The organism is Burkholderia sp. BCC0398 (assembly GCF_902833245.1).
Lineage (GTDB): Bacteria > Pseudomonadota > Gammaproteobacteria > Burkholderiales > Burkholderiaceae > Burkholderia > Burkholderia sola.
Window position 1 is genome coordinate 1 of record NZ_CADFEM010000017.1, and the last position, 23,988, is coordinate 23,988.

A 23,988-nucleotide genomic window follows, 5' to 3' on the forward strand; every position below is an offset into this window, starting at 1 on the left:
TGCGTGAACAGGTTGTACGCGATCCGGATCGTCATCTCGCCCGCGTCGTGCAGCTTGCGGATCACTTCGTAATCGTCGGGGTAATTCTGCGAACCGCCGCCCGCGTCGATCACGCCCGTCACGCCGAGCCGGTTCAGCTCTCGCATGAAATGGCGCGTCGAGTTGTATTGATACTCGAACGGCAGCTTCGGCCCCTTCGCGAGCGTCGCGTAGAGGATCGTCGCGTTCGGGTTCGCGAGCAGCAGGCCGGTCGGGTTGCCGGCGGCATCGCGCAGGATCGTGCCGCCCGGCGGCTCCGGCGTGTCCTTCGTGTAGCCGACGACACGCAGCGCGGCCGCGTTCAGCAACGCGCGATCGTACAGGTGCAGGATGAACACCGGCGTGTCCGGCGCGACCGCATTGAGTTCTTCGATCGTCGGCAGCCGCTTCTCCACGAACTGATGTTCGGTGAAGCCGCCGACCACGCGCACCCACTGCGGCGCGGGCGTGATCGCGACCTGCTGCTTGAGCATCTCCATCGCGAGCGCAAGCGACGGCACGCCGTCCCAACGCAGTTCCATGTTGTAGTTCAGTCCGCCGCGAATCACGTGGCAGTGGTTGTCGATCAGACCCGGCAGCACGCCGCGGCCGCCGAGATCGACCACCTTCGTCGCGCGGCCCGCGAGCGGCATCACGTCCGCTTCGCTGCCAACGGCGACGAAGCGGCCGTCCTTGATCGCGACGGCGGTCGCGACCGGGTTCGCGCGGTCGAGCGTCGTGATGTGCCCGTTGTGCAGGATCAGATCGGGTTGAGTATCGGTTGCGCTCATTGACATCTCCTCGATGCGGTCAGAAGCCGAGCCAGTGACGAACCGGCGCGATGGCCTGCACGCCGACCAGCATGCCGGCGAGGCCCACCAACGCGATCAGCGGCGGCGCAGGCGAGCGTACCTTGATCACGCTGTACACGACGCCGATCAGCACGCCGGCGCCCAATGAAACTAGATAAGATTCCATAACGATTTCTCCCGGCCGGATTAGAATGATCCGCATCGCATCGGCCGCATGCTACGCTCCCCTCGCATCCGTTTCGCTTCCCTGCCATCCGTTCCGACCATGCAACACCTTCCTGATCTCGAGGCCTGGGCCATCTTCGCGCGCGTCGCGGAGACCGGTTCGTTCGCAAAAGCCGCCGAGCTGCTCGGCGTCTCGCAACCGACCGTGTCGAAAGCGATCGCGCGCCTCGAAAAGCGCCTCGGCGCGATGCTGCTGTACCGCACGTCGCGCAAGCTGTCGCTCACGCCGACCGGCGAACTGCTGCGCGACCGCGCGATCCGCCTGCTCGCCGACGCGGAACTGATCGAGAACGAGGCCACCGCGCAAGCGCTCGAACCGCACGGCCTCGTGCGCGTGAACGCGCCGATGTCGTTCGGGCTGCACCATCTGTCGCCGGTGCTGCCCGCGTTTCTCGAGCGCTATCCGCACGTCGACATCGATCTCGTGCTCACCGATCACATCGTCGACATCGTATCCGGCGGCTTCGACGTCGCGATCCGCATCGCCGAGTTGAGCGATTCGACGCTGCGCTCGCGTCGCCTCTGCGCGGTGCGCCGGCCGCTCGTCGCGTCGCCCGCGTATCTCGACCGGCGCGGCCGCCCCACGCATCCGCGCGACATCGAACAGCACGTGTGCCTCACGTATACGAACCTGCCGACGCCCGAGCACTGGCGCTTCCGCCATTCGGCATCCGGCGAGGATGTCGGGGTGAACGTGCACGGTCGCATTCGCACGAACAATGCGGACGTGATCCTCCCCGCGCTCGTCGGCGGTCACGGCCTCGCGCTGCAGCCCGAGTTCCTGGTGTGGGACGAACTGCAGCGCGGCGCGCTCGAGGAAGTGATGAGCGACTGGAAGATCGCCGACATCAACGTGAACCTCGTCACGCCGCCCGGCATGCTGCGCGCCGCGCGCGTGACGGTGCTGCTCGATTTCCTCGCCGAACATTTCTCGCGCGCGCCGTGGGCGCTGCCCGCCGCCTGAACGCGTGACGGCCGACGGCACGCGATCGCCGCAGTAACCGTCGCGGCGATCGCGGCGATCGCGGCCGGCGGCCCGTTACTTCGCCGGCACGGCCGGAATCGACTCGTGCGGCGTCGCGGTACGCTGCTGCGCCTTGTGGACCATCGTGTACGCGTAGTCGATGCCCATCCCGTATGCGCCGGAATGCTCCTTGGCGATCGCAACCACGGCATCGTAGGTGTCACGGCGCGCCCAGTCGCGCTGCCATTCGAGCAGAACCTGCTGCCACGTGACCGGCACGACGCCGGCCTGCACCATGCGCTGCATCGCGAAGTCGTGCGCGGCCTGCGACGTGCCGCCCGATGCGTCGGCGACCATGTAGATCTCGTAGTCGCCTTCGAGCATCGCGCACAACGCGAACGTCGTGTTGCAGACTTCGGTCCACAGGCCCGACACGACGACCTTCTTGCGGCCGTTCGCGGCGAGCGCGTCGCGTACCTTCTGGTCGTCCCACGAGTTCATCGACGTGCGTTCGAGCGTCTTCTGGTTCGGGAACACGTCGAGCAGTTCGGGATACGTGTGGCCCGAGAAGCTCTCGCTTTCGACCGTCGTGATCGTGGTGGGGATGTTGAAGACCTTCGCGGCCTTCGCGAGCCCGACGACGTTGTTCTTCAGCGTCTGGCGATCGATCGACTGCACGCCGAACGCCATCTGTGGCTGCTGATCGATGAAGATCAGCTGGCTGTTCTGCGGCGTCAGTACCTCAAGTTTCGGGTTGCTCATGGCGGATGGGTCCTGTGAACGGAAAAAGGGGCCCGCCTCGACCGTGAAAACGGGAGGCGCCCGGAATGCGTCGGCGCCGGATCGTCATCATCCGGGCCGACACATTTAAGCCGCAAACGCTCGGCGCGAACACCCAAGGAATGGAATCGATCCGATTCCCGAATGGATGTCCGTTCGGGGCCGCCCGCCCTTTTTTTCTTCACGCAAACCCGATACGCTTTCAAGACTCTGACGGCGCCGTTCCGGTGCCGCTCGGCCATCACGAGGCGCACCACCATGAAACCGTATGTCCTGTCGCTGCTCGCCGGCATCCTCGCCGGCGTCATCTACGGCGCGATCGGCGTGAACTCGCCCGCGCCGCCGGTCATCGCGCTCGTCGGCCTGCTCGGCATGCTGGCCGGCGAACAGATCCTGCCCGTCGCGCGGCGCATGCTGTCCGGCCATCGGCTGAACACCGCATGGCGCGATGCGAAGTGCAGCCAGCACATGTTCGGCGCGCTGCCGGGCGGCGCCGCGAACGACCGCAAGCCTTCTTGATCCACCCCATCGCCGCCGGCCACGCATGACCAACGTCGAGCTGTTCCATTACCTGTTGCTGTTGATCAGCGGCGCGGGCGCCCTCACCTGGCTCGCCGAGCGAATCTCGATTCCGCCGGCCGTCGTGCTGCTGCTCGGCGGCTGCGTGGTCGCCGTCGCCGGCAAGCGCGTGCCCGACATGGACCCGGCGCTGCTGCTCGCGGCCGTGCTGCCGCCGCTGCTGATGTCGAGCGGGTTCTATACCGCCTGGAAGGAATTCCGGCAGGAGCTCGCCTCGATCGCGTCGCTCGCGCTCGGGGCCGTGGCGTTCACGACCGTCGCGGTCGCGCTCGCCGTGCATGCGGCGAATCCCGCGCTGCCGTGGGCCGCGTGCTTCACGCTCGGCGCGATCGTGTCGCCGCCCGACGCGGTCGCCGCGAAGGCGATCCTGCAGCGCCACCCGCTGCCCGCGCGGCTCGTCGCGGTGCTGGAAGGCGAAAGCCTCGTCAACGACGCATCGGGCCTGCTGCTGTACCAGATGGCCGTGTCGGCCGCGCTCGCCGTATCGATCACGGCGGCGAGCGCGACCGGCCTGTTCTTCTCGCTCACGCTGATCGGCATCGCGGTCGGCCTCGCGTGCGGCCATGCGATGTGCTGGGTGCTGCAACGCCTGCGCGAGCCGATGCTCGGCATCGTCGTGACGTTCGCGATGGCATGGGGCAGCTACGGGATCGCGGAAGCCGTCCACGGCTCCGGCGTGCTGTCGGTCGTCACCTGCGGCCTCGTGCTCGGCGTGCGCCAGCATCGCGTGTTCGGCGCCGACATGCGGATCAAGGCGAAGGCGACGTGGGAGGCGATCGTGTTCGTGCTCGACGCGCTCGTGTTCATCCTGATCGGCCTCGCGCTGCACGCGATCCTCGCGGGCGTGAACCACGAAGGCGCGGTGCTGATGGCCGGCCTGCGGGTCGCGCTGCCGGCGACGGCCGCCGCGATCGGCGCGCGCATCGTGTGGGTGTTCGTCGCGATGTGGCTGCCGGGCCGCCTGCGCGCGCGGCGCGCGGGCCGCGCGGCGTGGTCGTGGCGCGAAGCCGTCGTGCTCGGCTGGTCGGGCATGCGCGGCGTCGTGAGCCTCGCGGCCGCGATCGCGCTGCCGGCCAATTTCCCGGGCCGCGACCTGATCCTGTTCAGCACGTTCCTGCTGATCATCGCGACGCTCGTCGTGCAGGGCGGCACGCTCGCGCCGCTGATCCGCGTGCTGAAACTGCGCCCGGCCGCGCGCCGCACGATGTCCGAACACGCGGTGCGCGCGCACACGTTCGGCGCGGCGCTTGCCGAGCTCGACGCGCGCGAGCAGCGCGGCGCCGGCCTCGAACGCGCATCGCTCGACCGGCTGCTGACCGAATACCGCAGCCGCGTCGCGTTCAACGAACGCGCGCACCGCGACGGCGCGGAGCCCGCGGACGTGCGCGCGCGGATGCTGCGCGTCGAGCTCGAACTCGTCGGCGTGTCGCGCGACGCGCTGCTCGGCCTGCATCGCGACGGCCGGGTCGACGACGCGGTGCTGCACCGCATAGAATCCGAACTGGATTTCGAGGAGCTGCGGCTGCAGCGCCTGCTCGAACCCTGACGTCCGGCCTGCCGGCAGGCCCGCCCCCTTTCCCCACCTGGAATTTCAATGAGCGAACTCACCGTCGAAGCGAGCATCGGCCCGGTCGATTACCTCGTCCACTTCACCGACGGCGTCCACCAGTGGCGCGCCGACGAACCCGCGTCGCTCGGCGGCGGCGATACGGCGCCGACGCCCGTCGCCCTGCTGCTGTCGAGCCTCGGCGCGTGCACGGCGATCACGCTGAAGATGGTTGCGCAACGAAAAGGCTGGCCGCTCGCCGAAGTGCACGTGAAGCTCGCGCACGAATCGGGCAGCGCGGGCAGCACGATCGTGCGCCGCATCACGCTCGACGGCAACCTGACCGACGAGCAGCGTGAACGCCTGCTGCAGATCGCGAACGCGTGCCCGGTGCACAAGATCCTCACGCACCCGATCGCGATCGACACGGCGATCGCCTGAGTACCTCCCGTCACCGCCACCGCCCCCGTCACGAGATTCCCGTCATGTCCGCCTCGATCAAGACCCTGCTCACGCCGCGCGAAAGCGACATCGGCAACCTCGTCGTGCGCCGCGTGCTGCCCGCGCGCGCCGCGCGCCTCGTCGGCCCGTTCATCTTCTTCGACGAGATGGGCCCGGCCATGCTGCCGGCCGGCCGCGGCATCGACGTGCTGCCGCATCCGCACATCGGGCTCGCGACCGTCACCTACCTGTTCGACGGCTCGCTGATGCATCACGACAGCCTCGGCTTCCGGCAGAAGATCGTGCCGGGCGACGTGAACTGGATGACGGCCGGCCGCGGCATCGTGCATTCGGAGCGCTCGCCCGACGAGGATCGGCCGCGCGAGCAGCCGGTGCACGGGATCCAGACCTGGGTCGCGCTGCCGGTCGAGCACGAAGACACCACGCCCGCGTTCGTTCACCATGCGGCCGACACGCTGCCGTCGTTCACGCGCGACGGCGTGACCGTGCGCGTGATCGCGGGCACCGCGTTCGGGCACGCGTCGCCGGTCGCCGTGTTCTCGCCGACGCTCTATGCGTATGCGGAATTCGCACCGGGCGGGCAGCTCGCGCTCGATGCGGAGCACGACGAACGCGGCGTATATCTCGTCGACGGCGACCTCGGCATCGACGGCACACCGCTCGCCCCCGCGACGATGGCCGTGCTCGAACCGGGCGCGACCGTCGCGCTGGCCAGCACGAACGGCGCACGCGTGATGCTGCTCGGCGGCGCGCACCTGCCGGGCGAGCGTTTCATCGAATGGAATTTCGTGTCGAGCGAACGCGCGAAGATCGATGCGGCGCGTGCCGCGTGGGCCGATCAGACGTTCGGCAAGGTGCCGGGCGAAGAAAACGAATGGACGCGGCAGCCGGAACGCAAGGCATGACGCCACGCGCAACGGGCGGCCACGGCCGCCCGGCGATGCGCGCTCAGCATGGCACGAGGCCCACGACCCCGCCACCCGACTGCGTACACCAGCGCTGTTCCTGCCGAGGCTGCGCCTGCGCTTGCGGCGGCGAGTACGGCACGGCCCTCGCCATGGCAAGCGCGTTGGCCAACGCTTTGGACTCTACCTGCCGCTGTTGCTCGATCGACGCGCGCTGCGCGTCGTCCGCCTGCTTCGTCAGCGCAACCAGCCTCGCATACCGGGGATCGCGCGCGTCCTGGAATGGCGGCAGCGGCGGCGGCACCGGCACGGCAGGCGCGGTGCCTCGGTAGCGGGGGATCGACATCTTCGAGGTCTTCCCCCAGATCGCCGCCTCGCCGATATCCCACATCGCCACCCGCATCTCGAGCGCGTGTTCATAGCCGCGATCGACCTCGGCCGTCGTGGGCGTGCCCGTCGGCGCGGGAAGCGGCTGCAGCGACGTCGGCAGCGGCTGCAGCGACGGATGGACGAGCCGCACCCAGCTCACGGCGGCCACCGAGTATTGATACAGGACGCGCTGGTAAGCGTCGAGTATTCTGGCGCGACTGTCGGGCGTGGAGGCCTGGGCGCTCGACACCAGCGCGATGAACGACGTCAGCGTCTGGGTATAGCGTGCGCCGTCTTCCTTCTGCGCCGCCACGCGTTCCGGCTGCGGGCCGGACGATGCGTTCAACATCCCTGCGCACCCCGACAGCGCGGCGACCATGGCCGCGCACAGCCCTGCCGTTCGAAACGCGATCCGAATGTGATACGACATGGCAGCCCCCAACCGATACGAGACAAACACCCAATGAATCTGCGGTGACCGGCACCGGCAGCTGCGACGCGGATCGCCGGACCGCCCTGGCGACGGCGCCGGTCAGAGCCCGACCGTACGACCTTTACGTTCAAGAGAACGGGCCGCCCTGACGCGGCTGCCCCTTGCGATTGCAAACCGGCGGGTTCGTCATGCCGAAAGACAGCAGATTGCCGCCGTTGATCGTGCACGCGAACTCCTTGCCGTCCCTGGCTTTCAGGTTGACGTAGGTATTCGTCCCTTCGGTGCGGCGATTGACGATGACGAGTTCATCGGGCGAGTACCCCAGCGTGCCGGCCGTACTGGACTTGATCTTGTCGTCGGTCAGCATGTTGGTGCTGCCGGCGATACCCGCGCAGCCGGACACCAGCAATACCGTCAGCCCGACGAGAATAGCGCTTGCCGAACGCATAAACCCTCCATTATTTGACTTTTATCGTCCATTTATCGAATAAACATACGCGCTGCTCGCGCGGCTATTCGATGGAATAGCCGAAACAGCCTGGAACGTATGCCCGATGGACTTCGCCAAATGATATAGACCGGTCTAGTTTCGTGTCAACCACGCCTGATTAAAATCGCGGATCTCCCGCCGGGCCGCTGTTCCTTCAGGCCTTCAATCCCATCAGCTTCGCGAGCGTCGGCCAGCGATCGAGCGACGCGTCGAACGCGCGACGCGCCTGTTCGTCGACGTAGCGCTCGGGATCGAGCGCGGGCAGATGCCGCGCGAGGCCGATCACGTCGTTCGGTTGCGACAGGCGATCGTCGTCGCCTTCGCCGGAAATCGTCACTGTTCGTCGATCCATACGCCGTCCGGAGTTTTCACCGCGTAACCCGCGGCCGTCTGCATCGTCACCGTGCCCTCGTTCTCGCCGATCATCCGCGTGCGCGGCAAATCGGCCGCGTATTGCGCGAGCGTCGCGCCCGGCTTGAACGGGCTGTTCGACACGAGATTCGACAGCAACTGCGCGAGCGCGAGGAAACTGGTCGGCTGGTCGATCACGGTCGTCGCGCCGTGGTTGCCCGTGAAGCCGACGAGCCGCACGCCGACCGGCCCGTGCACGATGCGCGGCGTCGGAATCTCGCGCAGCCCCGCGACCTGGTTCTTGTCGCCGCGCAACGCGGCGCCGTGCTCGGGCACGAACACGATCACCGCACGGCGGCCCGATTGCGCGATCAGGTCGGCGAGACGGTCGAAGTCGGTCATCATTTTCGTCGCGCGCTGCGGGTACGAGTCGATGCTCGTCAGCGCGCTGCCGACGACACGGTTGCCGTCGTGCAGGCTGATCGTGTTGTAGTACAGCGCGACCGGCCCCGGCACCGCCGCGCGCTGCGCGTACCAGTTCGCGAGCGTCGAGTAGTCGTCCTTGATCGCCGACCCGTCGAACGCATGCATCGCGACCGGCGCGGCCGCGTTCGAGATCATCGGCGCATCGGTCACGCCGATGTTGTCGTGGATCACCTGCAGGAAATTGTCGAAATGGCCGTCGTGGTTCAGCAGCGACTGCACCGTGTAGCCGGCGCCCGCCAGTTGCGAGAACAGATGGCACTGCTGCGGCGCGCTCTTGTACAGGTCCGCATGCGCTTCCTGCCCGCAGCTCGCGCGCAGCACGCGGATCGCCGCCGGGCCGCTGTAGCTCGCGGCCGTGCTGAAGTTCGTGAACAGGTAGTCGAAGTGGCTCAGCATCGGATGGTTGCGCACCTTCGCCGCATCGAGGTCGTCCCACGATAGCGAGCAGATGTGCAGCACGATCACGTCGAACTGCGCGGCCGGATCGCTGCCGAGATGGCCGAACGCGACCTGCCGCTGCGACTCCTGCGCGCGGAACGTCGCGAGCGCCGCGTTGTGATCCTCAGGCTGGTCGACGCGCGTGGCGCCCGCCGCGTTCGCCTGCGGCTGCGCTGGCGCGGCGACGCGCGCCATCAGCCCGCTGCCGGCCTGCCACAGCGGCATCACGATCAGCACGGCCACCACGAACGTCGCGACGCGCAGCCAGCGATTGACGATGAAATAGACGATCAGCACGCCGACGATCGTCAGCGCCAGCACGGGCGGCAGCAGCCGCGGCAACAGCTCCATCCAGTAGTCGAGACGGAACGTGCTGACCTCGCGCGCGGCCTCCGCGAGACGGGCGAGCGGCGGCGCATGCAGCTCGCGCGCGAGCAGCGGCACCGCGATCGCGATCGCCACGACCTGCCGGACGATGCGCCACGCGCGCGACCGGATCGGCGCGCTCGCCACGAGCGCCACCGCGAACGCGAGGTTCGCGAGCCAGAACGGCTGCAGGCGCCCGGTCGCGAACAGCGCGAACTTCAGGATGAAATACAGATTCCAGAACGTCATCTAACCCACTCCATGATGCGCGCCGCGTCAGTCGCGCGCGCGATCGAGTTTCGGCGCGAGCATGGCCTGCACGCCGCGCGCCGCACCCTTCCACATTCGTACATAACCGTCCAGCCCGATCCGCAGCACTTCCTTGAGCCCGCCGAGCGGCGTGTCGGGCCGCGCGCTTTCGTGCCAGTCGAGCCACGCATCCGCGCGGCCGAACGTGCATTGCACGAGCTGGCGCTCCTGCTCGAGCGTCAGTTCCTCGAAGCTCACGCCGACATGGGTCGGCGTCGCACGGGTCACGCGCACCGGGAACGGAAACGCGCGGTCGCCCCGCGTCACGCACACCGTCAGCGTGTCGCCGACGGCGAGCGGCAGCCCCGGCACCGCTTCGAGCCCGAGGCCGCCGGTCGAGTAGTCGCTCGTGAAGCACGCGGCGGTCGAGCCGTCGGCGAGCAGCAGCATCGCCGGCACGCGCATCGCGATCCGATGCGTGACGCGCACCTGCCTGGTCTCGCGCGCGACGGCCAGCGCCGCGCCGAGCATCGCGAGGTTGTAGACGGTCCAGCCGAGCGTGATCAGGATCGTCGACGCCTCGTCGCCCTGGTCGGCCACGAGCCGCCACAGGCCGGCGACGATCGCGAGCACGTTCAGCGCGAACAGCACGAGATACGGTTTCGACGTCGACCAGTCGACGTAGCCTTCGTCGATCTTGCCGCCCTTGTCGGTCACGTTGAACTTGCCGTGCTTCGGGCTGAAGAACGCGACGGTGGTCGGCAGCGCGATGTACCACGCGAGCACCGATTCGTAGACCTCGGCCCAGAACGAATGACGGTAGCGCCCCTGCATCCGCGAGTTCGCGACGTTCGCGAGCACGAGATACGGGATCACGTAGCTCGCGAGCGCGAACGACGACGCGTTGATGAAGTACAGGTGGAAGAACAGGTACGCGAGCGGGATCGTCAGGAATACCAGCCGCGGAATCCCGTAGAAGAAATGCAGCATCGCGTTGCCGTAGCAGATCCGCTGGATGAAGCCGAGCCCGCGCCCGAGGAACGGGTTGTCGATCCGGAAGATCTGCGCCATCCCGCGCGCCCAGCGCGTGCGCTGCTTCACGTGGCCGGCGAGGCTTTCGGTCGCGAGGCCGGCCGCCTGCACGGTCGGCAGGTACGCCGACGTATAGCCGCGCCGATGCAGCTTGAGCGCGGTGTGCGCGTCCTCGGTCACGGTCTCGACCGCGACGCCGCCCACCTCCTCCAGCGCGCTGCGCTTGAGCACCGCGCACGATCCGCAGAAGAACGTCGCGTTCCACAGGTCGTTGCCCGACTGCACGAGACCGTAGAACAGGTTGCCCTCGTTCGGGACCTCGCGGAACGTGCCGAGATTGCGCTCGAACGGATCGGGCGAGAAGAAATGGTGCGGCGTCTGCACGAGCGCGCATTTCGGGTCGCGCAGGAACACGCCCATCGTCGTCTGCAGGAACGAGCGCGTCGGCACGTGATCGCAGTCGAAGATCGCGATGTAGTCGCCATGCGTCTTCGGCAGCGCGCGGTTGATGTTGCCGGCCTTCGCGTGCAGGTTGTCGTCGCGCGTCAGGTAGTCGATGCCGGCCTCGGCCGCGAATGCCGCGAACTCGGGGCGCCGGCCGTCGTCGAGCAGGTACACGCGCAGCTTCGCGCTCGGCCAGTCGATGCTCTGCGCGGCGAACACGGTCGGCTTCACGACCGACAGCGGCTCGTTGTAGGTCGGGATATAGACGTCGACGGTCGGCCAGGTGTCCGGATCGTCGGGCAGCGGCACGATCGGCCGGTCGAGCGGCCACGCGGTCTGCACGAAGCCGAGCAGCAGGATCATCCACGTATAGGCTTCGGCGCCGTACAGCAGGTAGCCGGCGACGGCCTCGACCGGGCTGCGGAAGTCGAGCGTCTGCGTCGTGCGCCACCACACGTAGCGCAGCGTGGCCAGCAGCGCGAGCGACGCGAGCGCGAGGGTCGGCAGATGGCCCGGCAGGCGGCGCAGCGCGAGCGCGAGCACCGCGACGATCGCGAAGAACGCGAACTGCGCGCCGGGCATCAGCGGCGACATCCCGGCCGCGGCCCACAGCACCGCGCCGGCGACGAGCAGCAGCGGCGCGAGCCACGGGCGCCGGCCGACGCCGTTCGCGCGCGCATCGAGCCAGCCGCCCCAGCGCCCCCACGGCAGGCGCTCGAGCAGCGCATTGAGGCGTCGGCCGACCGCACGGCCGGCCACATAGACGGGCACGACGAACGTATCGAACCACGCGAGCGGATCGCGCGCGGGCCGGCCGTCGGCCGCACGCGGCGCGCGCACGATCGCGCGCCACAGCCATTCGCGCACGCTGAGCGGCTGCAGCACGCCCCAGTCGTACGCGAGCCGCAGGAACGCGACGCGCACCCAGCGGCGCACATGATCGGGGCGGCCGGGCGGCGGTGCGTGGAAGAACAGCCGCACGAACCAGTCCACCCGCGTGCGTTCCGCCGGCAGCCCGATGCCGCGCGCGCACCAGTCGGCCGCGCGACGGCCGAACGCGCGCAGTCGCGACGCGAGCGCGGCCTTCATCGCACGCCTCCCGCGCGGCCGGCGACGGCCGCCGTCAGCCACGTGTCGACCCAGTTCGCGACGCCGTTCAGGTCGTGCGACGCCTGCGAATACGGCGCATCGTCGAAGATCCAGCTGCCGCGCGCGAGCGCTTCGGGCACCGCCGCGTCGACGTGGATGCGCTGCTCGAGCATCGACGCCGGCCCCGCGACCGCGCGCAGCATCGCCAGCGCGTCGCGCTGCATGTCGCGCGCCGGGTTCAGCCGGTTCACGACGATCTGCAGTTCGCCGCGGCCGGCCCGCAGCGCGCCGAGCCGCGCGGCCGTCGTCGCGCACGCGACCGGCTCCGGCGGCACGACGACGAGCGTCAGGTCCGCGCGGCGAATCGCCTGCTCGGCCTGCGGCGACGGATAGCGCGCGGTGTCGACCAGCACGACGCCGTCGGCCGGCAGCGCGATCTCGTCGAGCGCGCGCGACAGCCAGGCCGGATCGGCAGCGAGCCGCGCATCGCACGCGGCGGCGCCGGCCGCATCGACCTGCCCGTACGGCACGAACAGCACGCCGTCGGCGTTGCGCCACGTGTGCGCGTGCCACGGTTCGGCGCCGCCGAGCAGGCCGTGCGCGAGACCGTGTTCGGCCAGCGTATCGAGGCCGAGCGTCGCGCCCATCAGGTTCTGTGCATCGAATTCGACGGCGACGACCGGCCGGCCGCGGCGCGCGAGCAGCACCGCGAGCGCGGCGGCCAGCGTCGTGCGGCCCGCGCCGCCCGTCGTCGACGTGAGGGCGATCGTCTTCATCGTGCCGCCTTGCTGTCGCGTTCGTGGCGTTCGTAGCGTTCGTCGGCTTCTTCGCCGCCGACATCCGGCAGCAGGCGGCCGCGCAGCGCGACCGGCACGAGTTCGCACGGCACCGCGTCGCGCCGGTCGATGCCGCGCGGCGCGTGGAAGCCGCGGCCGATGCCGAGGTGCTGCGCGACGATCCACACCGGCACCGCGATCGCGACACCGACGATGAAGCCGATGACGAGTTCGGCGATCATGCGTCCTCCTGCTTGCGCAGCGGCATCGCGCTGCGGACGGCGCCGCGCGCACGCGCGGCGGGAATGACGGGTTGCGACGGCGACGCGTCGACGGCGTCGATGGCGCCGGACGCGGATGCCTGCGGCACGCCGATCGCGTCGAGCGCGATGACGGTATCGATCGCCTCGATCGCGTCGCTCACCTCGCTCGCGTCGGGCAACGCCGTGCCGGGACCAGCGGGCGCAGGCGCCGCGCGCGCGGCGGCGGCCGGTTGCGGCGCCGCGAACAGGTCGCTGTAGTCGGCGATCGGCGCGCGCCGGTTCTCGGCCTTCAGCGCGTCGAGCTCGGTGTCGATGCTGCCCTGGCCGAGGCACACGACGCGATCGGACAGCGTATCGACCGGCACGTCGAAGATCCGCGCGAGCGCATCGTCGGCGTCCACTGGCTCGCAAGCGAACAGGAACACGAACAGATGCCCTGCATCGGCCGTCACGACGTCGCCCGCGCGGCGCGGCCGGCAGTGCCGCAGCGCGTCGACGTGCGACACGCCCGGCAGCAGCGTGAGCTTCGCGAGCGTGTGCGGCAGCGCGAGCACCGCGCCGCGGTCGAGCACCGCGCGAATCCGCTGGCAGAACGTGCCGACCGGCAGATAGCCGAGCACCGAATCGCCGAGCGCGGCCGCGAGCGCCGCGCGATAGTCGGCCGCGACGGGCCGCGCGTAGAGCTGGCCGCGCAGCGCATGCACGGCGGCCTGCATCCGCGAGACGGGCAAGTCGCGCGCGACGACGCGGTTCGCGCCGACGCTCAGCACGAGCACCTCGAACTGGTGGCGCAGCACCTCGCCACGCTCGACGACCGCGATCTTCAGCGCGCCGCCGCACTGCCGGCGCAGCGCGTGCACGTCCGCGCACAGCGCTTCGAGCTGCGCATGCGAGCGGAACACGAGCACCGCGGTCGCGGCCTGCGCGCTCGCGCACGCGGCGACGACGGCCGCGTTGTCGTCGACGATCTCCCAGCCGTCCGGCACGCGGCTCGCGCCGTCGAGCACCGCGCGGCTGACCACCACGCGATCCTCGTCGCTCGCGAGCTTCATCCGGCGCGCCGGTTCGGTCGCGCCGCCATCGACGCTCGCCGACAGCCGGCCGCCCGGCGCAAAGCGCAGCGGGCGCACCTCGCCGGCCGCGAGCGTGTCGCCCGCGCGCCAGAAATCGACGACCCACAGCAGCTCGCCGTGCGTGCGCTGCAACTGCGCGACGCCCGAGCAGATCCCGTGGAAGCCGCTGCGCGGCGTACGATCCGCGTCGCGCACGAGCGGCGCATCATCGGCGCGCGCGTCGTCGCCCGCCCGGGTCGCTTCGGGATCGAGCAGCAGCACGAGCGCGATCCGGCGCGTGCGGCACCAGTCGGCCAGCGCGTGCGCTTCATCCGCGAGCGCGACCGGATCGTCCCAACTGAACCAGCGCTGCGCACCTTCGACGAAATACAGCGAACGGGCATGCAGCCCGTAGCGCTTCATCGCGCGCAAGCCGCCGGTCAGCCGCGCGAACGGGCCCGGCGCCACGCCGCGCGGCGCAGCGGCGATCACACCGGCGTCGGCCGGCTCGGCCGCCGGCGGCATCGCCAGCACGTTCAGGTTGCGCGGCCAGCCGGCCGGCTGCGCGCCGCCCGCGAAGCCGAGCGATGCCATTTGCGCGGCGACGCGCGCCGGATCGCGCGCGAGCACGATCGTGACGTCGCGCGTGCGCGCCTGGCGCGCGCTTTCCCACACCAGCGCGTCGCATCCCGGCGTGCCGCCGGCCGCGTAGATCGCGTAAAGACCGCCGGCCTCCAGTTGCGTCCAGGTATCGGGCAGGCCGTCGATCGCGAGCCGGCTCAATGCGCCGGCGCGGCCGCGCGCCGACCCCACACGCAGCAGCGCGCGCAGGCGATCGACCAGGCTGACAGCGCCGGACGCGGAGCGGGTGGCATCGAATTCCGTATTCACGGCAGTCCCCTAGTAATCCGAATAAAGCCGCACCGGCGTCGGCGTCACGAGCCAGTTGCGCGGCGCGCGCGCATCGAACGCATAGCGCAGGTACACGAGCGCCGAGCTCGGCGCATAGTCGTGCGACCGGTCGATCTGCAACTGCGCGCCGACGCTCAGGTGCGGGTTCACGCGATACTCGACGATGCCGTTCACGCCGTACGAGAACGACACGCCGCGCGTCGAACTGCCCGCGTACACGAACCCGGCCGCGACCTGCGCGGCGCGCTGGCCGGAGAGCGTCGGGTAATACAGCGAATCCTTCTCGTAGCTGTTGGAGATTCCGCCGGTGACGGTCAGGTCCCACGACAGCGCATCGTGCCGCCCGGCCCATTCGATCGGCACGCCGAGCGACAGATAGCGCTGCGGGCTGTAGTAACCGCCCTGCCCGTACGTGTAGTAGCGCAGGTTCTGCGCGTAGTGCCACGCATTGCCGACGAGCCCGGTGCTGACCTTCATCGTCGCGCGCTCGTAGACGGGCACCGTGAAGCCGGTGCGCAGCGTGACTTCCGCATTGCGTTCGACGTTGCGGCCCGACAGCACGCCCGCGCCGAGTTCCGCGAACAGGTTCGTGCGGCCGACGTCGACCGACGCGCGCAGGTTCACGCCGTCGCGGCGCACGCCGCCCCACACCGCGCCGGTCCACGGGTCGCGCATCCCCGCGTACGACAGCACGCTGCTCGTTTCCGGCCGCCGCGACGCGTTCACCGAGAAGCTCGCGGGGCCCGCGTCGAAGCGGTAGCGCATGCCGCCGACCAGGTAATGCACCGGGAAGCCGAGCGGCGACGTGCCGAGATCGAAGCGCCATGCATCGGACAGGTAACCGGCGCCGAGCGCGACGCCCGTGGTCGACTGGTGCAGCGAGCCCGACGGATTCGCGAGCAGCGCGGCGGCCTGCGGATTCGGCTGGAACGGCGGCGGCAGCCCGTTCGGCGCCCTGAGCCCCGCATACGTGCCGAACGTCTTCAGCGAATACGCGTTCGGGTCGCTCGTATCGAGCGTGCCCGGATCGAGATGCACGGTGTCGATCTGCGCGAACACGTGCCCGTCGTAGCGGATCGGCATCTGCATGTAGATCGGCACCTGCTGCGCACGATACGACGAGATGCCTTCGTCGCCCGACTTGTACGCGGGTATCCAGCCGGTCTCGATCTCGGGATTGCGTCGCTGTGCGAGGTCCGCGAACGCGGCCTGTGCGGGCGTGAGCCCGTCGCGGCCCGGGCTCACGCCCGTCGCGCGTTCCTGCGACTGCGACAGCCGGTACAGCGACGCCGCATCGTCGTAGCGGCCTTGCGCCTCGGCCACGCGCCCGGCCGCGACCGTCACGTCGGCGCGCGCCGGATACGCGGCCTGCAGCCGGTCGGTCACCTGCGCGGCTTCGTCCGGGCGGCGCAGCGCGTTCAGGCGACGCACCGCCGACAATTGCGTGTCGACATCGTCGTCCGGCGTGCGCGCCAGCACGGCCTGCACGCGCTCGCGTGCGGCGGCTCGGTTGCCGCTGTCCTCGTCGATCCGGGCGAGCGCGAGCTGCGTATCGGCATCGTCCGGCGTACGCGCGACGACCGGCGCGAGCGCGTCGCGCGCCGCGTCGTAATGGCCCTGCGCGCGTTCGAGATCGGCGCGTTCGAGCGCGTAACGCTTGTCCGCGCGGCCGGCCGGGCTCGCGCGATCGAGCAGCGTGCGCGCCCGTGCATAGTCCTGTCGTGCGATCGCGTCGTCGGTCTGCCGCAGCACGAGCCGCAGCGACTGGTCCTCCAGTCGCGCCGTCTGCGCGGGCGTCAGCGACGGGTCGCGACGCAGCATGTCGAGCCATGCGGCGAGCGCCTCGTCGCGCCCCGCGCTGCCGAGCAGGTCGCCGTAGCGCAGCCGCACGTCCGCGTCGGCTTCGCGCGGATGCGCGGCGATCCAGTCGCGCAGCGGCGCGAGGCCGCGCTCCGGTTCGCCCGCGTCGATCCACTGGGCGCCGATCGCCGCGAGCATGTCGGGATCGTCCGGCGCGCTCGCCTGCGCGTGCGCGAGCGTGGCGGCAAAGGCCGCGCGGTCGCCGCGTGCATGCGCGCTTCGTGCGTCGGCCAGCGCGCTTTGCGCATCGAGCTTGCGCGCCAGCGCCCGCATCCCGTCCGACCGGTGCGCATCGTCGACCGGCGCCAGCGCGGCCTGCGCGCCCGCGACATCGTCGATCGAGTTGCGGTACAGCGCGCTCGCGTAGCGCATCTCGGGCGTGTCGCTGCGCGCGAGCCCGTCGTCCATCACCGTGCGGCCGAGCTGCGGCAGCCCCATGTCGCGATAGAGGCGCGCGAGCGCGAAGCGCGTCCACGGCGCGTCGGGCGCCGCGCGCACGGCCGCCTCGTAGCGTTGCGCGGCCGGCCCGCGCGCGCCCTTGTCGGCCAGCGCACGCGCTTCGTTCGCGAGCACGTCGCCGCGCAGGCCGTCGAGCGTACGGCGATCGTCGGCGCCCGTCACGCGCCCTTGCAGCGCGTCGAGCAGCGGGCCGATCCGGTCCGCGCGGCCGGTGTTTTCATACAGCGTGGCCGTGTCGCGCACGGCCGACACGCTCGGCGAACGCGCGGCCAGCAAGCCGCGCAGCAACGGCTCCGCCTGCGCCCAGTCGCGCTGCGCGAGCAACGCATCGGCGAGCTGCAGCTTCGCGTCGGGGTTGTCCGGCTGCATCGCGAGCGCCGCACGCGCGGCGCGCTCGGCATCCTGCGCTCGCCCGGCGCTGGCCGCTTCGCGGCCTTGCGCGAGCAGCCCCCAGAACTGCGCGGTCCGGGCGAGGCCCTGCCATTTGCCGCGCTGGTCGGTCGCACGCGCCGCGGCCCGCGCGAACAGCGCGCGCGCTTCGTCGTGCCGCCCTTCGCGCAGACGCAGCAGGCCGAGCCCGCCCAGTGCATCGGCGTCGTCCGAGCGCGCCCGCGCGGCGCGCGCGAGCAGCGGATCGGCGGCGGCCAGGTCGCCGCGCGCGAGCGCCTGCAGCCCGCGCTGCTGCGCGATGTAGTCGGGATCGCGTTCGAGCCGGCGCTGCGCGTCGCGCTGCCGGTCGAGGCCGGCCGCACGATCGCGGAATTCGGTGTCGTCCGGCGCGAGCGCGAGATACGCATGCAGCGCATCGAGATACGCGGGATCGCTGCCGGCCGACTGCAGCACGCGCCGCCACAGCGCCATCGCTTCCGTATGGTCCGCGTCGGCGCGCTTCGCGAGCGACGACGCGATCCGGTTCGCTTCCGCGCGCGTGTCGTCGCGCTGGTTCAACAGCCGCGCGAGCGCGACCGACGCGCTCGTGTCCCGCGGATCGGCGGCGATCGCGCGGCGCAGCGCGGCGATCGCCGGCTCCCGCCCGCCCGGCGCGTTCGACACGATCTGGTAATACTCGGCGCCGAGCGCGCCCGACGGCGCGCCGTTCGGAAACAGCGCGACGATGCGCCGGGCCGCCTCGTCGGCGCGGCCGCTGCGCGCGAGCAGTCGAATCTGCGCCATCTCGCCGCGCCCGCTCGTCGCGACGCGGTATTCGTCGGCCACCCGCCGCGTGGCAAGCGCATTCGGCGATTGCGCCTGCAGCCGCGCGAGCGACGCCTGCGCGCCTTTCGCGTCGCCGAGCCGCAGCAGCACGCGCACCTGTTCGGCCAGCAGTTCGGGGTCGCCCGGCGCGATCAGCAGGCCCTTGCGCAACGCATCGCTGGCGAGATCGTCGCGATGCTTGGTGCCCCACATCCGCGCGGTGTCGAGCTCGCGCCGCGCATCGGCGGCGGCCGAGGTCGCCGGTGTCGCGGGGTTCGCGATCGCCGTGCCCGGCGCCGCCGCGCACACCGACGACGCGAGCCACGCGAATCCCGCGACGTGCGGCGCGGCGCGCTTCAGCGGGCGGCGCACGAACGGCCTCCCCAGCGGGTGTCGAGCGTGCCGTCCGCCCCGAACCGGTAACGGCCGTCGCGCCAGCCGAGGCCGAACAGCGTCAGCACGCTCGTGTAATAGCCGGGCGCCGACTGGCGCGCGAGCGTATCGACGCGGGCCGCCTGTGCCTCCGCGAGCGCATGCTGGCCGCGCGCGTCGAGAAACGGCACGGCCGCCGCGGAGAAACCGCCGTTGCCGTCGTTCGGCCCCGCGACGCCCGTCGTCGTATCGACCTTCTCCGGCGGCGCGCCATGCGCGGCGATATGGTCGGCGAACGGCGCGAACTTCGCGAGCAGCGGCGCGGCAAGCGGATCGGCGCGGTCCAGCGTGCCGGCCCACAGGTACACGCGGATCGCGTTGTACGCACTCTCCGCGTGCGTGTCGGGATCGGGCCCGAAGCCCTTGCCCGCGCGATACAGCGCCCAGTCGGGCGAGAAGCCCTTCGGCGCGGTGTCGAGCAGCACGCGAGCGGTGCTGGAGGCGAGCGCGGCCCAGCGCCGGTCGTCGGGCAGCCGCGCGCCGAGCGCGCGAATCACCTGCGGCGGCGAATAGCTCGGATTCACGCGCCATTGGCCGTTCGCGAGCTTGAACCCGGTCGGCCCCGGCAGCAGCGTGAGGCCGAGGCCCGGCACGGTCGCCGTCTCGTCGTCGAGCACGCGCTTCGCGAGCAGCGCACCGCGCGCCGTATAGCTGCGCTCGCGCCACAGCCGCCCGGCCTCGACGAGCGCATACGCGATCCACAAGTCGGCGTCCGACGCCGCGTTCGCGTCGAGCACGCGCCACGCACCGTCGGGCGCACGGCCCCACAGCCACGCGGGCAGGTGCGCGCTCAGGTCGCCCTGCGCGAGGTTGTTCTCGGTCCATGCGAGGATCGTGTCGAACATGCGCCGGTCGTTCGCGACCAGCGCGAAGAACAGTCCATACGCCTGCCCCTCCGATACCGTGCGCGAATCGGCCGAGCCGACGTCGATCACGCGGCCGTCGGCCGAGATGAAATCGCGCTTGAACGCGTCCCAGCGCGGCCACGCCGCGCCGCATCCCGCGCCCGCCGCATCGGCCACACCGGCCGGCGCGGCGTGCGCGCGCGTGGCCATGCCGGCCGCCGCGCACGTCACCGCAACCGCCAGCGCGAGCATCGCGCCGACACGCCGCGCCGGCTGCGTTGCCCGTCGCTTCGTCATTGCCCGCGCCATCCGTTACATCCCCCGTCGACGCGCGGCGATTCGTTGCAGCACGCTGAACACGCCGAGCGCGAGCAAGAGCCCCGCGACGACGCCGACCGCGCCGAGCACGACCGGATGCCGCGCCGCCTCCGTCCATACGCGCGCATACCACGGCACGAAGCCGACCACGTAAGGCTCGCCGACCCGCAGGCTGTCGACCTGCCCCGGCCGCACCAGCGCGAGGTCGCCCTGCAGTTGCGACACGAGCCCGGCGTTCTCGAACACGTCGAGCAGATCGCCGAGGCGCGGCTGGCCGGTCGCGGTCAGCGCGACGACGCTGCGACCGCGGCTGCCCGGCAGCTCGAAACCGGCGAGCGCCGCGAGCGGACCCGCCTGTTCGATGTGCGCACCGCCGTCGGCGACGCCCACGCCGTTGCGCCAGCGCTCCTTCACCGTGAACGCGACGCGCGTCGTGCCCGCGCCGCCGGCCGCGCCCTGCTCGCCGATCGCGAGCGGCAGCGCCGTGCGCCACTGCGCAAGCAGCGGCGACGCGGGCGAGCCGTCGATCACGAGCAGGTCCTTGTGCCCGGACAGCGCGGCGACGTCGCCGGGCCGCGCGACCTGCACGCGCAGCGCCGGGAAGCCGGTCCATTCGCCCATGTGGCCGAGCATCGTCAGATAGGCCTCGAGCTCCTGCGGCGACGGCCGGTCGGGCATCACGACGGCCGTCTGCGACAGGTCGGCGAAGCGGGTGAACGGGAAGCCGCTGTTCGCGAAGAACGCGAGGTTCGGCAATTGCGCGTAATGGACGAAGTGCGAGAAGTCGATCGTCGAATCGGGATCGATCGCCGCGCGCTGCGGCTCGGTGGCCGTGCTCGAACACAGGCCCGTCTTCTGCGAATCGAGCGTGAAGCGGAACTGCAGCTGGTTGCCGCTTCCGACGCGGAACGCGGGAATGTCGACGTCGCTCGTCACGCGCCCTTCCGGCACCGACAGCAACGGCAGCTGCATGCGGCCGTGCGCGTCCTCCGCCTGGGCCGGCCCGAGCCGGTACGACTTCACGAGCTGATCGTTGATCTCGACCGCAAGCGTCGAATTGTCCTGCACGGTCGGCGCCGTGTAGCGGTAGCGCAGCGTGATCGGCACGCCCGCGCCGTTCCACGAATGCAGATCGGCCGGCACGCGCAGGTTCAGCCGGATCGCGTCGGGCGTCGTGCCGCGCACTTCCAGCTGGCGCGGGTCGTTCACGAGTTCGCGGAACGCGATCGGCCGGTTCACCGGCAGCCAGCGCGGCGCGTCGTACGGCTTGCGCGGCGCGCCGAGATCGACGTGCGCGACCGTCGCCGCCGGCCCCGACAGCGCCGCGCGGCCGAGCACGAGCGTCGCGACCGCGTCGTCGACCTCGGCCGCCGTGCGGCCCGTGACGACCAGCAGCTTGCGGCCCGGCGCGGCCGGGTTGTCGGCGACCGCGAGCAGCGGGCCGTTCACGGGCGGCAGCGCGAGACCGGCCGGCAGCGTCGCGACCGTGCCGACCACGACGGCCTGATCGTCGGCCGGCAGCGCGGTCGACACCGGGAAGCGCGCATGCCGGTAGTCGGCCAGCGCGCCGAACCACGACGCGAGCACGCCCGCGCTGCGCAGCGTCGCCGAATCGGGCGTGGCCGGCAGCACGAACGGCAGCCGCACGCGGCCGTTGTCGCGCCGGTCGAAGAACGGCGCGGGCAGCAGCGCGAGATCGTTCGGCAGGCGCACCGGCGATTCGTCGAGGATCAGCTCGCTCGTCGGGCTCACGTCGGCCCACAGCGCCGAGTTCGTCGGATCCTCGCAATGGTCGAGCGTGTAATGCGCGATCAGGCGCAGGCCGATCTGGTTGAAATCGGAAAAGTAGCGCGGATCGATCGGGATCTCTTGCGTGACCGTGCGGCCCGCGCGCGCGGCGTCGAACGGGACGGTCGCAACCACCTCGCCGTTCACCGACACCTTCAGGTGCGACAGCGCAAAGACCAGCGACGGCGAATACGCGTAGGTCAGGCGCAAGCGTGCGCCGGTGATCACGCGGTCGAGCCGCACGCCGGCGTTGATCGTGCGGGCGTCGTCGGCGCCGCGCAGGCGCAGCGGATCGAACGCGCCGAGCGACGCGAACGGCACACGCACGGTCGTCGCCGGCAGGCCGGCGGCCGGGACGCTGGCCGCCGCCGGCGCGGCCGCGGGCACCGCGATTGGCGCCGCATCGGGCGCCGCCGCGTGAGCGGCCGCGGCCGTCGACGCAGCGGCCGGCACCGCCGGCAGCGGCGCGGCCGACAGCGCGGCCGTATGGAAAGCGCCGGTCATCGCGGCCGCCAGGACGAACAGCGACACGGCCGGCTTCATGCGCGGCCCCGCGTCGTCACGATCGTCCGATCATCCTGCGCGTCGCAACCGACGCGCGCAAAGCAGCTATGCCCGTGAGTGCACATCCCCTCTGCTTCCCCTCATATCTGGCTTGATTGCATTTATCGGGACGACGCGGCGGATGCTTCAATGACCGGTTCGTCGCGCTGAGGGACGCCTGGCACCGGCGCCCATCATTCGTCACACTATCTCAAAAATAGAACAAAACTTACCGTGATTCGCGACTGAGAGGCGAAAAAATCTCAATTCGGTCGGAAATGCCGAGCAGGAAGGGTGAATGGCAAGAATGGCGCCGTTGCCAGCCGGACGGCTGGAACGGCATACTGCCGGCGCGATACGGCTGGCCGGGCATCGCCTGCATTCCGTGCGGACCGCCCGGAATGCGCTGCCGCAAGCGGCGCGTATGCTACCGCAAGTACGCGCCGCGCGACGTACTTTCTTCACGGAAAACTGACTTGGATCAAATCGCCGACGCCGCCACCCCGTCCGCCGGGACGCTGCTGCGCATCATCGCCGCTCAGGCCGAAATCGCGAAACTCGGCCTCGACCTCGGCAGCGTGATGGCCTACGTGGCCGAGCAGGTGCCGCAGCTCACCGGCGCGAGCGCCGCCGCGGTCGAATTCGCCGAAGGCGACGACATGGTGTACCGCGCCGCGTCGGGCACGGCCGCCGGGATGCTCGGGCTACGGTTGCGGCGCTCGGGCAGCCTGTCGGGCCTGTGCGTGCAGCAGGGCAAGCTGCTGCACTGCGTCGATTCGGAAGCCGACCCGCGCGTCGATCGCGATGCGTGCCGCCGGGTCGGCCTGCGCTCGATGCTCGTGATGCCGCTCACGCACGCCGACACGACGGTCGGCGTGCTGAAGGTGATGTCGCCGGACGTCGACGGCTTTTCGCCGGCCGACGCGGCCACGCTGCGGCTGATGGCCGACCTGATCGCCGCCGCGATGTTCCACGCGGCCCGCAACGAAGCGAACGAACTCTATCTGCGCGCGACGCACGACGCGCTGACGGGCTTGCCGAACCGCGCGCTGTTCTACGACCGCCTGCGCCAGTCGATGCACACGACGCTGCGCGCGAGCGGCCGGCTCGGCATTCTCAACATCGACATGGACGGACTGAAACCGATCAACGACGAATTCGGCCACCGCGCGGGCGACGCCGCGCTGCGCGAGGTCGCCATGCGGATGCAGGCCGCGGTGCGTCGCTCGGATACGGTCGCGCGCGTCGGCGGCGACGAATTCGCGGTGATCCTGCCGAACCTCGGCACCCGCGACGATGCCCATACGCAGAGCATGCGGCTCTCGCGGCAGGTCGGCGAGCCGTTCGAATTCGACAGGCATCCGCTGCGGCTCGGCGTCAGCGTCGGCATCGCGATGCTGCCGGACGACGGTACCGACATGAATGCGCTGATCGAGCATGCGGACCAGGCGATGTACGAGGCCAAGCGCACGCGGACGCAACGGACGGCCCGCGCATGACGCATCGCA

General features: G+C 70.7%; 20 protein-coding genes. 6 read left to right on the plus strand and 14 right to left on the minus strand.

The annotated features are described in order from the left end of the window. Together HWX76_RS29880 and HWX76_RS29885 are read right to left on the minus strand one after the other, a co-directional pair. A partial coding sequence (locus tag HWX76_RS29880) for an amidohydrolase (protein ID WP_176016768.1) occupies nt 1-809 on the minus strand: 809 nt, incomplete at its 3' end. Between the two features lie 19 nt (nt 810-828). Then, entirely contained in the window at nt 829-996 is a 168-nt protein-coding gene (locus HWX76_RS29885; protein ID WP_050018059.1) for a DUF1427 family protein, read from the minus strand. 99 nt (nt 997-1,095) lie between these two features. Here HWX76_RS29885 and HWX76_RS29890 point away from each other — a divergent pair, with 99 nt between their 5' ends. Further along, nucleotides 1,096-2,019: a LysR family transcriptional regulator gene (locus tag HWX76_RS29890; protein ID WP_089488349.1), complete on the plus strand. Its 924-nt coding sequence runs from the start codon at nt 1,096-1,098 to the stop codon at nt 2,017-2,019. 75 nt (nt 2,020-2,094) lie between these two features. Here HWX76_RS29890 and HWX76_RS29895 read toward each other — a convergent pair whose 3' ends face one another. Then, nucleotides 2,095-2,781, minus strand: coding sequence for a hydrolase (locus HWX76_RS29895; protein WP_124556706.1), 687 nt, complete (start codon nt 2,779-2,781; stop codon nt 2,095-2,097). A 276-nt stretch (nt 2,782-3,057) separates the two neighbouring features. On the opposite strand from HWX76_RS29895, the gene HWX76_RS29900 reads away from it, so the two are divergent. From HWX76_RS29900 to HWX76_RS29915, 4 genes are read left to right on the plus strand one after another with little or no spacing between them, the layout of a single operon-like run. After that, nucleotides 3,058-3,318 carry a XapX domain-containing protein gene (locus tag HWX76_RS29900; RefSeq protein ID WP_050018056.1) on the plus strand — a complete coding sequence of 87 codons (261 nt, stop codon included), beginning with the start codon at nt 3,058-3,060 and terminating at the stop codon, nt 3,316-3,318. A 25-nt stretch (nt 3,319-3,343) separates the two neighbouring features. Further along, the gene (locus HWX76_RS29905; protein ID WP_176016769.1) at nt 3,344-4,924 is read left to right on the plus strand and encodes a sodium:proton antiporter; all 1,581 of its coding nucleotides are present in this window, start codon (nt 3,344-3,346) and stop codon (nt 4,922-4,924) included. Between the two features lie 48 nt (nt 4,925-4,972). Continuing rightward, nucleotides 4,973-5,365: an OsmC family protein gene (locus tag HWX76_RS29910; protein WP_050018054.1), complete on the plus strand. Its 393-nt coding sequence runs from the start codon at nt 4,973-4,975 to the stop codon at nt 5,363-5,365. Nucleotides 5,366-5,409: 44 nt separating this feature from the next. Continuing rightward, nucleotides 5,410-6,291, plus strand: a complete 882-nt coding sequence (locus HWX76_RS29915; RefSeq protein WP_124631955.1) for a pirin family protein — start codon at nt 5,410-5,412, stop codon at nt 6,289-6,291. 43 nt (nt 6,292-6,334) lie between these two features. On the opposite strand, the gene HWX76_RS29920 is transcribed toward HWX76_RS29915, so the two are convergent. From HWX76_RS29920 to bcsB, 11 genes are all read right to left on the minus strand, one after another. Then, complete coding sequence (locus tag HWX76_RS29920) at nt 6,335-7,090, minus strand: hypothetical protein (RefSeq protein ID WP_124595148.1); 756 nt, start codon at nt 7,088-7,090, stop codon at nt 6,335-6,337. 130 nt (nt 7,091-7,220) lie between these two features. Then, on the minus strand, nt 7,221-7,541 hold the full coding sequence (locus tag HWX76_RS29925; protein WP_050018051.1) for a hypothetical protein: 321 nt from the start codon (nt 7,539-7,541) through the stop codon (nt 7,221-7,223). A 196-nt stretch (nt 7,542-7,737) separates the two neighbouring features. After that, nucleotides 7,738-7,935: a hypothetical protein gene (locus tag HWX76_RS29930; RefSeq protein WP_050018050.1), complete on the minus strand. Its 198-nt coding sequence runs from the start codon at nt 7,933-7,935 to the stop codon at nt 7,738-7,740. After that, nucleotides 7,917-9,473, minus strand: coding sequence for a cellulose biosynthesis protein BcsG (gene bcsG / locus HWX76_RS29935; protein WP_124631957.1), 1,557 nt, complete (start codon nt 9,471-9,473; stop codon nt 7,917-7,919). The genes HWX76_RS29930 and bcsG overlap by 19 nt, the downstream gene beginning before the upstream one ends. A 27-nt stretch (nt 9,474-9,500) precedes the next feature. After that, entirely contained in the window at nt 9,501-12,038 is a 2,538-nt protein-coding gene (gene bcsA / locus HWX76_RS29940; protein ID WP_050018048.1) for a UDP-forming cellulose synthase catalytic subunit, read from the minus strand. Next, nucleotides 12,035-12,814 (minus strand): cellulose biosynthesis protein BcsQ, encoded by a 780-nt coding sequence (gene bcsQ / locus HWX76_RS29945; RefSeq protein ID WP_089488345.1) that lies wholly within the window; start codon nt 12,812-12,814, stop codon nt 12,035-12,037. The genes bcsA and bcsQ overlap by 4 nt, the downstream gene beginning before the upstream one ends. Then, on the minus strand, nt 12,811-13,056 hold the full coding sequence (locus HWX76_RS29950) for a hypothetical protein (protein ID WP_124631958.1): 246 nt from the start codon (nt 13,054-13,056) through the stop codon (nt 12,811-12,813). The genes bcsQ and HWX76_RS29950 overlap by 4 nt, the downstream gene beginning before the upstream one ends. Further along, entirely contained in the window at nt 13,053-15,020 is a 1,968-nt protein-coding gene (gene bcsE / locus HWX76_RS29955) for a cellulose biosynthesis protein BcsE (protein ID WP_176016770.1), read from the minus strand. The genes HWX76_RS29950 and bcsE overlap by 4 nt, the downstream gene beginning before the upstream one ends. A 9-nt stretch (nt 15,021-15,029) precedes the next feature. Continuing rightward, nucleotides 15,030-18,926 (minus strand): cellulose synthase subunit BcsC-related outer membrane protein, encoded by a 3,897-nt coding sequence (locus HWX76_RS29960; protein ID WP_176016771.1) that lies wholly within the window; start codon nt 18,924-18,926, stop codon nt 15,030-15,032. Next, a complete protein-coding gene (bcsZ, locus tag HWX76_RS29965; protein ID WP_176016772.1) occupies nt 18,911-20,140 on the minus strand; it encodes a cellulose synthase complex periplasmic endoglucanase BcsZ in 1,230 nt (409 codons plus the stop codon). Before bcsZ ends, HWX76_RS29960 begins: the two co-directional genes overlap by 16 nt. Before the next feature lie 3 nt (nt 20,141-20,143). Continuing rightward, nucleotides 20,144-22,480, minus strand: coding sequence for a cellulose biosynthesis cyclic di-GMP-binding regulatory protein BcsB (gene bcsB / locus HWX76_RS29970; RefSeq protein WP_176016773.1), 2,337 nt, complete (start codon nt 22,478-22,480; stop codon nt 20,144-20,146). A gap of 476 nt (nt 22,481-22,956) precedes the next feature. On the opposite strand from bcsB, the gene HWX76_RS29975 reads away from it, so the two are divergent. After that, nucleotides 22,957-23,979 carry a sensor domain-containing diguanylate cyclase gene (locus HWX76_RS29975; RefSeq protein ID WP_176016774.1) on the plus strand — a complete coding sequence of 341 codons (1,023 nt, stop codon included), beginning with the start codon at nt 22,957-22,959 and terminating at the stop codon, nt 23,977-23,979. The last annotated feature ends 9 nt before the right edge of the window (nt 23,980-23,988 follow it).

Coding starts and splice junctions, on each gene's coding strand:
- HWX76_RS29885 (WP_050018059.1), bottom strand. CDS start 996: ATGGAATCTTATCTAGTTTCATTGGGCGCCGGCGTGCTGATCGGCGTC.
- HWX76_RS29890 (WP_089488349.1), top strand. CDS start 1,096: ATGCAACACCTTCCTGATCTCGAGGCCTGGGCCATCTTCGCGCGCGTC.
- HWX76_RS29895 (WP_124556706.1), bottom strand. CDS start 2,781: ATGAGCAACCCGAAACTTGAGGTACTGACGCCGCAGAACAGCCAGCTG.
- HWX76_RS29900 (WP_050018056.1), top strand. CDS start 3,058: ATGAAACCGTATGTCCTGTCGCTGCTCGCCGGCATCCTCGCCGGCGTC.
- HWX76_RS29905 (WP_176016769.1), top strand. CDS start 3,344: ATGACCAACGTCGAGCTGTTCCATTACCTGTTGCTGTTGATCAGCGGC.
- HWX76_RS29910 (WP_050018054.1), top strand. CDS start 4,973: ATGAGCGAACTCACCGTCGAAGCGAGCATCGGCCCGGTCGATTACCTC.
- HWX76_RS29915 (WP_124631955.1), top strand. CDS start 5,410: ATGTCCGCCTCGATCAAGACCCTGCTCACGCCGCGCGAAAGCGACATC.
- HWX76_RS29920 (WP_124595148.1), bottom strand. CDS start 7,090: ATGTCGTATCACATTCGGATCGCGTTTCGAACGGCAGGGCTGTGCGCG.
- HWX76_RS29925 (WP_050018051.1), bottom strand. CDS start 7,541: ATGCGTTCGGCAAGCGCTATTCTCGTCGGGCTGACGGTATTGCTGGTG.
- HWX76_RS29930 (WP_050018050.1), bottom strand. CDS start 7,935: ATGGATCGACGAACAGTGACGATTTCCGGCGAAGGCGACGACGATCGC.
- bcsG (WP_124631957.1), bottom strand. CDS start 9,473: ATGACGTTCTGGAATCTGTATTTCATCCTGAAGTTCGCGCTGTTCGCG.
- bcsA (WP_050018048.1), bottom strand. CDS start 12,038: ATGAAGGCCGCGCTCGCGTCGCGACTGCGCGCGTTCGGCCGTCGCGCG.
- bcsQ (WP_089488345.1), bottom strand. CDS start 12,814: ATGAAGACGATCGCCCTCACGTCGACGACGGGCGGCGCGGGCCGCACG.
- HWX76_RS29950 (WP_124631958.1), bottom strand. CDS start 13,056: ATGATCGCCGAACTCGTCATCGGCTTCATCGTCGGTGTCGCGATCGCG.
- bcsZ (WP_176016772.1), bottom strand. CDS start 20,140: ATGGCGCGGGCAATGACGAAGCGACGGGCAACGCAGCCGGCGCGGCGT.
- bcsB (WP_176016773.1), bottom strand. CDS start 22,480: ATGAAGCCGGCCGTGTCGCTGTTCGTCCTGGCGGCCGCGATGACCGGC.